The 8,940-nt window shown below is 71.4% G+C and carries 9 protein-coding genes; 6 read left to right on the top strand and 3 right to left on the bottom strand.

The window, feature by feature from the left end:
- Nucleotides 1-172: 172 nt before the first annotated feature.
- Both Q0L54_RS08440 and Q0L54_RS08435 read right to left on the bottom strand, forming a co-directional pair.
- A complete protein-coding gene (locus Q0L54_RS08440; protein ID WP_296667119.1) occupies nucleotides 173-1,558 on the bottom strand; it encodes a DUF1254 domain-containing protein in 1,386 nt (461 codons plus the stop codon).
- 255 nt (nucleotides 1,559-1,813) lie between these two features.
- Nucleotides 1,814-2,686 carry an HAD hydrolase family protein gene (locus Q0L54_RS08435; RefSeq protein WP_296667117.1) on the bottom strand — a complete coding sequence of 291 codons (873 nt, stop codon included), beginning with the start codon at nucleotides 2,684-2,686 and terminating at the stop codon, nucleotides 1,814-1,816.
- A 54-nt stretch (nucleotides 2,687-2,740) separates the two neighbouring features.
- Between Q0L54_RS08435 and Q0L54_RS08430 the strand changes: the two genes are divergently transcribed.
- From Q0L54_RS08430 to Q0L54_RS08420, 3 genes are read left to right on the top strand one after another with little or no spacing between them, the layout of a single operon-like run.
- Nucleotides 2,741-3,484, top strand: a complete 744-nt coding sequence (locus Q0L54_RS08430; protein WP_366937950.1) for an SGNH/GDSL hydrolase family protein — start codon at nucleotides 2,741-2,743, stop codon at nucleotides 3,482-3,484.
- A 52-nt stretch (nucleotides 3,485-3,536) separates the two neighbouring features.
- Nucleotides 3,537-4,025, top strand: coding sequence for an NUDIX domain-containing protein (locus tag Q0L54_RS08425; RefSeq protein WP_296667112.1), 489 nt, complete (start codon nucleotides 3,537-3,539; stop codon nucleotides 4,023-4,025).
- A gap of 59 nt (nucleotides 4,026-4,084) precedes the next feature.
- Nucleotides 4,085-4,627 carry a hypothetical protein gene (locus Q0L54_RS08420; protein WP_296667110.1) on the top strand — a complete coding sequence of 181 codons (543 nt, stop codon included), beginning with the start codon at nucleotides 4,085-4,087 and terminating at the stop codon, nucleotides 4,625-4,627.
- Nucleotides 4,628-4,667: 40 nt separating this feature from the next.
- Here Q0L54_RS08420 and Q0L54_RS08415 read toward each other — a convergent pair whose 3' ends face one another.
- Nucleotides 4,668-6,164 carry a DHA2 family efflux MFS transporter permease subunit gene (locus tag Q0L54_RS08415; protein ID WP_296667108.1) on the bottom strand — a complete coding sequence of 499 codons (1,497 nt, stop codon included), beginning with the start codon at nucleotides 6,162-6,164 and terminating at the stop codon, nucleotides 4,668-4,670.
- A 222-nt stretch (nucleotides 6,165-6,386) separates the two neighbouring features.
- Between Q0L54_RS08415 and Q0L54_RS08410 the strand changes: the two genes are divergently transcribed.
- The 3 genes from Q0L54_RS08410 to Q0L54_RS08400 form a co-directional block, all read left to right on the top strand.
- Nucleotides 6,387-7,322 carry a hypothetical protein gene (locus Q0L54_RS08410; RefSeq protein WP_296667105.1) on the top strand — a complete coding sequence of 312 codons (936 nt, stop codon included), beginning with the start codon at nucleotides 6,387-6,389 and terminating at the stop codon, nucleotides 7,320-7,322.
- Nucleotides 7,323-7,340: 18 nt separating this feature from the next.
- Nucleotides 7,341-7,982, top strand: coding sequence for an NADP oxidoreductase (locus tag Q0L54_RS08405; RefSeq protein WP_296667103.1), 642 nt, complete (start codon nucleotides 7,341-7,343; stop codon nucleotides 7,980-7,982).
- Nucleotides 7,979-8,940, top strand: a 962-nt coding sequence (locus Q0L54_RS08400) for a glycerate kinase (protein WP_296667100.1), incomplete at its 3' end; no start/stop codon positions are given. The genes Q0L54_RS08405 and Q0L54_RS08400, both read left to right, overlap by 4 nt.

Below are 8,940 nucleotides of genomic sequence, written 5' to 3'. Positions count from 1 at the left end.
CGCAGCTGGTAGCGCACCTGCATGGCATGCAGGGGGTCAGGGGTTCGAGTCCCCTCAGCTCCACTTAGTGTTGAGACAGCACTGAAGCAGAGGCCGCCCTTCGGGGCGGCTTCTGTGTTTCCCCGGCACTGCGGGTGCACCCGTTCGCCGGAGCGGGACTCCCGAGCGACCCTCAGCGGACCCTGACGATGTCGTCGGGGCGCCACGTCTGGTCGTAGAAGGCGAGCCCGGTGCCGTACAGGCGCAACGCGACGATGAAGTCGCGGCCCGGAACGGTCTGAATGAAGGCGGCGGGTACCGCCTCCTCAGGCCTCCGCGGGCCGAACCAGATCTCAATCGAGCCGTCGGCGTTCTTGGGAATGTCGTAGTAGCTGTTGGTCGAGGGCAGGAGCTGGTCGGTCTCGGGCATGGTGCCGTCGGTGACGTTGTAGGCCGTCGTGGCCCAGAAGAGCCCGGCGGGCGGCTCGGGTGGAAGACGCAGCTTGTAGGTACCGCTGCCCCGGAGGAACTCGCCGTCGGCATCGTGGTAGGTGAACGGGTACTTCGATCCCGCCCCGGTGCTGTGGATGTTCATTGCGGGCGCGGAGGAATATGCGTACTGGAAGAACCTGGCACGGGTGTTGACATCCAGATAGCTCTGCTGCATCCACTCGGCGGTTCCGCCGGCCCACGCCACCTGCCACCTACGGTCGTCGTAATAGAGGTTGCGTTGGTCGTCGCGGCCCAACTGGGAGGTCGCGAGGATCATCCGCGGCGCATCGGCGAGTGCCCGGTCAAGCTGAACGCGGAGCCACTCTGGCGGGTCGAAGGGCTCGCCCTTGATGATCCCGATCGAGGCGAGCACTCCCCGAAGCTCGGGATCGATGGCTGAGACCGGTTCGTAGTCGACGAACTCTTTGAGCTTGGTCCAGAAGGAGAAGTCGGTCGGGTACATCATGTCGATCCGGCGGCCGCTGGCGTTCGGAAACTCCATCAGCTTCGCGCTCTTCTCCGGCGTCCACAACGGAAAGACCCGAGTGCGCTCAGCGACCGCGACCCCGGCCGCCGGTTCAGGAGCCCCGTCCCCCTGACCCATGAGGGTGCGGAAGAACAGGAACACGTTGTACGTCGACGACGTGAACGTGTAGTACCCGCCCGGGACGTGGCCGTCATAGCCGGGGGGCAGCAGCAGGTAGAGCCCGCCGCGCGCGCGGTCGGGTCCGATGGCCCCGACGTCCGTGATGGTGCGCTGGAAGAAGTCGGTGAACATGCCGATCACGTTGGGTGGCGCATTCACCACCAACGGCCCGGTCTCCTTCAGGTCGAGATAGCTCATCGCGTAGATGACGTCGGCATTCGGGGTGGGGACCCAGGTGCGACTGTCCATCCGGTCCTTCCAGATGGGCAGCACGTGGTAGCCACTGCCGAATTCGGCCTCGGACCCGTCGCGCATCCCGATCACATTCAACGCCGGGAGCATCGTGACGTACGCATGAACCGCTCGCTGGTAGACCAGCTCCGCACGCAACGACTCCGCCTCCTGCTGCGGGAACCAGTTGCCTCCGTTGATCTGCCTCACCAACGGCGAGGAGGTTTCGGGGCTACCCGAACCTCCGTCGTTCACATTCCCCGCCACGACTACCTCCTGGTCGACGCCTACGACTTCCACAGAATGTGAGACTCGCCATCGAAGTGTCTCACTCGGACCTCAGGGGTGCATCACGTGGTGGGCGCGCGTCGGCGCCGAACCGACTCGTGAGTCTCGGTGCTCGTGCACGACGCCGCACGAGCATTGCGCGTCACTCGGTGAGAGCCTCCGGCGGCCCTCGGCGGGTCAGCGGGCGAGGAGCCCGAGGGTCGCGAAGGCCGCTACCAGGCCCTCGCGCTCGGGCGGCGCGGCGACCACATCCGCATGCGCGAGCAGCTCGGGCGACGACCCCTCGATCACGACGGCCGTGCCCGCGAAGGCGAGCATCTCGAGATCATTGGGCCCGTCGCCCGCGGCCACCACGTCCTCGCGGGCCATGCCTAGCCGCGCGAGCATGGCTTCGATGCCCACGGCCTTGTGCGTCTGAGCAAGGAAGATCTCGCCAGCACCCGGGCCCAGCTCGGCCATCGAGCTGGTGAGGACGCTCACCTCGGGTCCGATCTCCGCGGCGATCTCGCCCAATGGCGTCCGCGCGTAGAGGCTCGTGATCTTGCCGAACGCGATGCCGCCCAGGTCCTCGGTGGCCCGCAGCGCGTTGGTCACGTCGTCTCGCCCGAGGTCCTCCCCGCCCGCGTCCGCATCCGGATCCACGTCGGCGCGCGCCTGCGCGGAGCCGAAGTGGCGCATCGCCTCGATGACGGCCCGGCGCGCGTGCGTCGCCTCGGGGGCCTCGAGGAAGAACAGGGCGCCATGGGCATCGAGCACCGTGATCGCGCGCGCAGCGAGCTCGGCAGGGAATCGGGTGTCCAGGAGGACCTCATCGCCCCACGACACGTAGGCGCCGGCGCCGGCCACCACGCCGTCGAATCCCGCCGCGGTCACGTGCGGCGGGAGCAGCGACATCGGGCGGCCCGTGCACAGGAACACGAGGTGTCCGGCCGCCCGGACCCTGCTCACGGCGTCGGCGTGGCCGGCGGGCACTCGGCCCTGATGCGCGTAGGTACCGTCGACGTCGATGAAGACGGCACGGCGCCGCCAATGGCCGGTCGGGGAGGTCACGCCACCACCCTAACGAGGCGGCGTCTCGCGGTAGTGTCGGCAGACGTGAGATATGTGGCGATCGGTGACAGCTTCACCGAGGGCGTGGGCGACCCGCTGCCGGGAGGCGGCGTGCGCGGATGGGCGGACCTGGTGGCGCTCGGGCTCGCGGCCGCATCGGACGGTCCCGTCCACTACGCGAACCTCGCCGTCCGCGGCCGGCTGCTCGAATCCATCGCGACCGACCAGTGCGATGCCGCGCTCGCCCTGGCGCCCCGCGCTGATCTCATGACCTTCAACGGCGGCGGCAATGACATGCTCAGGGCGGAATGGGACGCTGGTCGCATCGAGCGGCTCCTCACTCGCGTGGTGGATCTCAGCGGCGAGGCGGGCGTGCGGCTCGTGCTGCTGTCGGGACCCGACCCGAGCGAACGGTTGCCGCGCGGCCGGGTGTTCGCGGAGCGCGCGGACGCGATGATGGACATGGTGGACCGCATCGTCGTGGATCGCGCCCACGTCACCGTGGTCGACACCTACCGCGATCGGGAGATGCGGCGCGCGGCCTACTGGTCCTCCGACCGTCTCCACCTCAATGCGCTCGGGCACTCCCGGGTGGCGGCGCGTGTGCTCGCGAGCCTCGGCGTGCAGGTCCCCCTCCCGGCGGCTCCCGCCGGGGACCCGGGGGGTCCCGGGGTGCTCGCCCAAGCCGCCTACGTTGGTCGCTACGTGCTGCCGTGGGCTGCGCGGCGGCTCTCGGGAAGGTCGTCCGGCGATGGCCGTCAGGCCAAGCGCGGCGCCTGGGCCGTGGTCGACGCCTGAGCCCGCGCATCGTCCACCGGGCCGCTCGAGCGGCCGCGATACGGTGGGCGCCATGGCGACGCCCGACTTCATCCTCCACCTGCGATCCAGGATCGGCACGGACCTGCTGTGGCTGCCGGGAGTGACCGCGGTGGTGCTGCGACCCGCGCCCGACGGGGCGGGCGGGCGCGAGGTGCTGCTGGTGCGGCGGGCGGACAACGGCGCATGGACGCCGGTCACCGGAATCGTCGACCCGGGCGAGGAGCCCGCCGTGGCCGGCGCCCGGGAGTGCCTCGAGGAGGCGGATGTGGTGGCGACGGCGGAGGCCCTGGTGCGCGTCCACGCGCTGCCGCCCATGACCTATGCGAACGGCGACCGGTCTCAGTACCTGGATCTCACCTTCCGCTTCCGGTACGTCAGCGGCGAGCCGTTCCCCGCCGACGGGGAGAACACGGAGGCCGCGTGGTTCGACCTCACAGCATTGCCCGAGATGTCCGATGACATGCGTGCTCGAGTGCAGGCGGCGACCGAGCCGGGCGACGCGTGCCGGTTCGTCACCTGAAACTGGGTGGTTGACAGCGGGCGCGCCCTGGTCGACCCTCGAAGTGGGGGGCGATGGCCATGCGAAAAATGAGGGTGGGTGCGGCGGCACTGGCGGCAGTAATGGCGGCGGTGCTCGTGGGCTGTAGCGGCGCGACGAACGATCTCGACGGCAGTCCGGGGCCCAGCGGGGCGCCCACCGCATCCGTGGAACAGCCCGACGGTGACGCGACCGTCGAGCCCACGGGCGAGGCATCGCCGACGCCCGGGACCACGGGTGGGGGCGACGCCACACCGGACGGGTCGTCGTCCGACGAGCCGGCAACCATCACTTCGAGCGAGATACCCGACAGCTGGCCCGCAGCGGTCCCGACGCCCGACGGCGAGATCTACCTGGTGATCGAGACGGGCGACTCGTACGACCTCGCGGTGCGCGCGCCGAGCGCCGAGGCGGCGCAGGAGTACGTGGACTCGCTGGTGGACGCCGGGTTCGCCATCATCGGGTCGACGGAGCAGAACGACGGCGGCTTCCGGCGGCTCGAGGGCCGTGGTCTCGAGGTCGTGGTCGCGTGGACCGGCGGCGACGACGTGCTGCTGTCGGTGGCGGTGCGTCCGCTCGGTTGATCGGGCCGCGGGCCCCCGCGCCTTGCGGGGAGCAGGGAGTTCAGTGACCGGCCGGGAGGGTGCTGGGCTCGACGTCCGGCTTCCGGATGAAGAACGCGCCCGCGATAGCGACCGTCGCGAGCACGGCGCCGATGAGCAGCGCCGCCCGGATCCCGGAGGCCAGCGCGGCGGACTCGTCGGCGCCCGCCCCGACCTGAGCGATCGTGACCGCCGCCATGGTCGAGATGAAGAGAGCGGTGCCGGCGGCCGCCGCGACCTGCTGCAGCGCGGACACCGTGGCGGAGCCGTGGGAGTACAGGCGCGGCGGCAGGGAGCCCAGGCTGGCGGTGAAGAGCGGCGTGAACATCAGCGCGAGGCCGATGCTGAAGGCCACGTGCGCCGCCACCACCTGCCACCATGGCGTGTCCGGTCCCAGGATGGTCGACAGGGTCCAGAGCACCGCCGCCACGATCACCGCGCCCGGCACCAGCAAGGGCCGCGGACCGATCCGGTCGTAGGCGCGTCCGATCAGCGGCGCGAGCAGCCCCATCGCGAGCCCCCCGGGGAGCAGGATCAGTCCGCTCTGCAGCACGGAGAGGCCGAGTACGCCCTGCATGAAGAGGGGCAGCAGGATCAGGGCGCCGAACAACGACATCATCAGCACCACGAACATCCCGACCGAGACTGCGAACGTGGGTACCCGGAACGTCCGCAGGTCCAGCAGTGCGTCGTCGATCCGCTGCAGCACCAACTGCCGCCAGATGAACAGGCCGACGCCGAGCGCGCCCACCGTGATCGCCGCGACGCTCGAGGCCGACACGCCGCCCGCGGCCGATTCGCCCGCGCGGCTGAGCCCGAACACCACCCCGCCGAAGCCGACCGCGGACAGCGCCACGGAGAGCAGGTCGATGGGTGCGTCCCGCGGTTCGGTGACGTTCCGCATCAGCCTCCAGCCGACCGCCAGGACGGCCACGGCGATGGGTAGCACGAAGACGAACATGAACCGCCACGAGAAGGCGCTGAGGATCAGGCCGGAGATGGTGGGTCCGATCGCGGGGGCCACGGCGATGACCACCGAGATCGAGCCCATGCGGCGGCCACGGGTGGCGGGGGGCTCGAGCTGCATCACCGTGGTGATGAGCAGCGGGAACATGATCGCAGTGCCGCCGGCCTGGATCACCCGCGCGACCAGCAGGACCTCGAAGCCCGGCGCGAGCGCGGCGATCAACGTGCCGGCGCTGAACAGAGCCATCGCCGTGATGAACAGCGGACGGGTGTGGAAACGCTGGAGCAGGAACCCGGTGACGGGGATCACCACCGCCATCGTCAGCAGGAACGCCGTGGTGAGCCACTGCGCCGCGACGGCCGTGATTCCCAGGTCGGTCATGAGGTGCGGGATCGCGACGCCCATGACCGTCTCGTTGAGGATCACCACGAAGGCCGAGACGATCAGGACCCAGATGACCACCGTGTTGCGGCGCGCGAGGTCCATCGAGGCGGGCGCGGGGGAGCGGTCGGGCAGGGCCCGCGCGTCCCGGGTGGCGAGGTCGTCTGACATGTCCACCATTGTCGTCCACGTGAGGGGCGGGGTCGATGCGCGCGGCGAAATCGATCCCCCGCGGCGTGTCGACCGCATCATTCCGTCGCTGCGGGCCAATATTCCGCCTCTTGTGGTTCCGGGTGGCCGTGCCTACGATCAGTAGTCGTAGCCGGTGGCGCACCCGCCGGTTTCGCATTCCTGGGGGACCGCCGAACGGCGGAGGACGCGGAGGGGAACAGAATGGTGCGTACGGCTGAGGGGCCGTCGACCTTTGTAGCGCGCGACGTGCTGGTCATGGGCGCGCGCATCGACACGTCAGGACTGAGGGTCCTGGAGCTTGCGGTGGGGGACGAGTCCGACGACTCCCCGCCGCTCGACGCGAACGAGCACCCGTCCGAGGCGTCGTCCGCGGCGTTCTCCGACTGGGAGCGGCGCCTGGGTACGCCTGCCGCGTTGCCCAACATCTACGTCCCTGGCGCGCCGCGGCTGTCGCGGCTGTCCGAGTCGGACGATCTGTTCACCGGGCCCGACGTCGACGAGGCGTCGCGGCGCTATCTCACCGTCGCGGCCGACGCGAAGGCCCTGCGCATCCGGGCTCGCGTGCTGCAGTGGCTCGCGCTGCGGTCCGTGGTCGACGTGGCGTCGATCGTGCGCTGGTGCAGCCTGTCATGCGGGCCGGCGTTCCCGCTCGTGAGCTCGATGTCCGAGGCGCTGCGGACCGGAACCCGGCTCGCAGCGACGTTCGTCGACACCTGCTCGGACGCGATCGACGCGAGCAAGCGCGTCGCGCTTTCGCACGGGATCGACCCCGCCGCGCACGCATTCATGGTTGCCGATTCCACCCTTGACGAGCCGCTCGCTCGACTGGGGCGTGAGTCCCAAGACCTGGTCGAGGCGCTCGGGCTGCTCGAGGGGCGGCCGCTCGACGATGCCGCGGCGCCGCTGTCCCGCGCGTACTCCTTGGTCCGCCCCGGTGGTTCGCTCGTCTTCTCGGTCATGCTGACGAGCCGGCCCGCCAGCGCCGACGGCCCGGCCGTGGTGTGGCCCTCGGGCCCCACCCGCAGCCTCGAGGAGATCGCCGGCCTGTTGGCGCGCGCCGACATCCCGGTCATGGACGCGATGGCCTGCCTCACGCAGGACGGCGTGTACGCCGTGGTCGAGGTCACGCGGCTGTAGGCGGGTAGCGTGCGGAGGGTGGACGATGCACCCCCTCCCAGGTCCGTCGGCGTCCTCGGCGTCGGTCGAGTCGGAACGGTGTTCGCCGCGCTCGCGGAGCGCGCCGGGCTGGAGGTGCGGACGGCATCGTCCACGGACGATCCGGCGGAGGCCTGCGCCAGCGACGTGGTGATCCTCGCGGTGCCGATGAGCCGCTACCGCACCCTGCCCGTCGAGGCGCTGCGCGGGCGGCTGGTGGTGGACGCCATGAATCACTGGTGGGAGCTGGACGGCGCGCGGCCGGACCTCGACGACCCGGCGACGTCGACATCGGAGACTGTGCAGGCCTTCCTCGCCGGTTCACGCGTGGTGAAGGCGCTGAACCACGCGAGCGTGTGGGAGCTCGAGAACCTGGGGCGCCCCGCGGGCGCGCCCGACCGTCGCGGGATCGCGATCGCGGGGGACGATGCGGCGGACGTGGCGGCGGTCGCGGCCCTGGTGGACGCGCTCGGGTTCGATCCGGTGGTGGCCGGGCCGCTCGCCGCCGGCGTCGCCTTCGAACCGCCCACGGAGATCTTCGGATCCGATGCGACCGCTGCCCAGATCCGCTCCATGCTCGACCGATTCCCGCGGTCCCAGCGCGGCCGGGTGGTCGCACGGGCCCGCCAGGGCCGAGGGTGAGCCACGCGGCGCGGGTGGTGATCGCTCCCGACTCCTTCAAGGGCACCTGTCCGGCGCATCGGGTCGCCGCGGCCATCGCGCGCGGCTGGACGTCCGAGCGGCCCGGAGACGAGGTGATCGAGCTGCCGCAGGCGGATGGCGGCGAAGGCACGCTCGACGCGATCCGCGCTGCCGTGCCCGGTGCCCGCCTCCGCGATGCGGGTCCCGTCACCGGCCCCGCTGGGCGGCCGGTTCCCGGAGTGTGGCTCGACCTCGGGGACGGCACCGCGGTGGTCGAGCTCGCGGCGGTGGCGGGTCTTCCGCTCATGTCCCGTCTCGACCCGCTGGGCGCGACCTCGCGCGGAGTGGGGGAGACCATCGCGGCGGCCCTGGACGCGGGCTGCGAGCGTCTGGTGGTGGCGATCGGAGGTTCCGCGTCCACGGACGGCGGGCTGCCGATGCTGGAGGCCGTGGGGGGCAGGCGGCCGCCCCGCGGCGGCGCGACGGTGCTCACCGATGTGCGCGCGCCGCTGCTGGGGCCGTCCGGCGCGGCCGCGGTGTTCGGCCCGCAGAAGGGTGCCTCTCCGGCGGACGTCGTTCTTCTCGAGCGGCGACTCGAGGCGGTGGCGGCGCGGCTGGGTGCGGACCCGACCACGCCCGGCGCGGGAGCGGCGGGCGGCGCGGGCTACGCGCTGCTGGCCTGGGGTGCCACGCTGCTGCCCGGAGCGCCCGAGATCGCGCGCATCACCGGCCTCGCCGCGGCCGCCCCGGGAGCCGACCTCGTCATCACCGGCGAGGGTCGCTTCGACGCGCAGTCGCTCACGGGCAAGGTGGTGGGCCACGCCCTCGAGGCGTTCCCACGGGTCGCTATCGTGGCCGGTGAGCTCGCTGGACGCCCCCCGTGCTGGGCGACGTCGCTGGTGAACGTCGCCGGGACGCGCGCCGCCGCCATGGCGGAGCCCGAGCGATGGCTCGAGGC

This window comes from Demequina sp., from assembly GCF_024642165.1.
GTDB lineage: Bacteria > Actinomycetota > Actinomycetes > Actinomycetales > Demequinaceae > Demequina.
The sequence above is the reverse complement of the archived record's forward strand: the minus strand, read 5'-3'. Positions and strand labels throughout refer to the sequence as shown.

Excerpts from the sequence above, each read along its gene's own strand:
- Q0L54_RS08425 (WP_296667112.1), top strand. The coding sequence starts at position 3,537 with ATGGCGACGCCCGACTTCATCCTCCACCTGCGATCCAGGATCGGCACG.
- Q0L54_RS08420 (WP_296667110.1), top strand. The coding sequence starts at position 4,085 with ATGCGAAAAATGAGGGTGGGTGCGGCGGCACTGGCGGCAGTAATGGCG.
- Q0L54_RS08415 (WP_296667108.1), bottom strand. The coding sequence starts at position 6,164 with ATGTCAGACGACCTCGCCACCCGGGACGCGCGGGCCCTGCCCGACCGC.
- Q0L54_RS08410 (WP_296667105.1), top strand. The coding sequence starts at position 6,387 with ATGGTGCGTACGGCTGAGGGGCCGTCGACCTTTGTAGCGCGCGACGTG.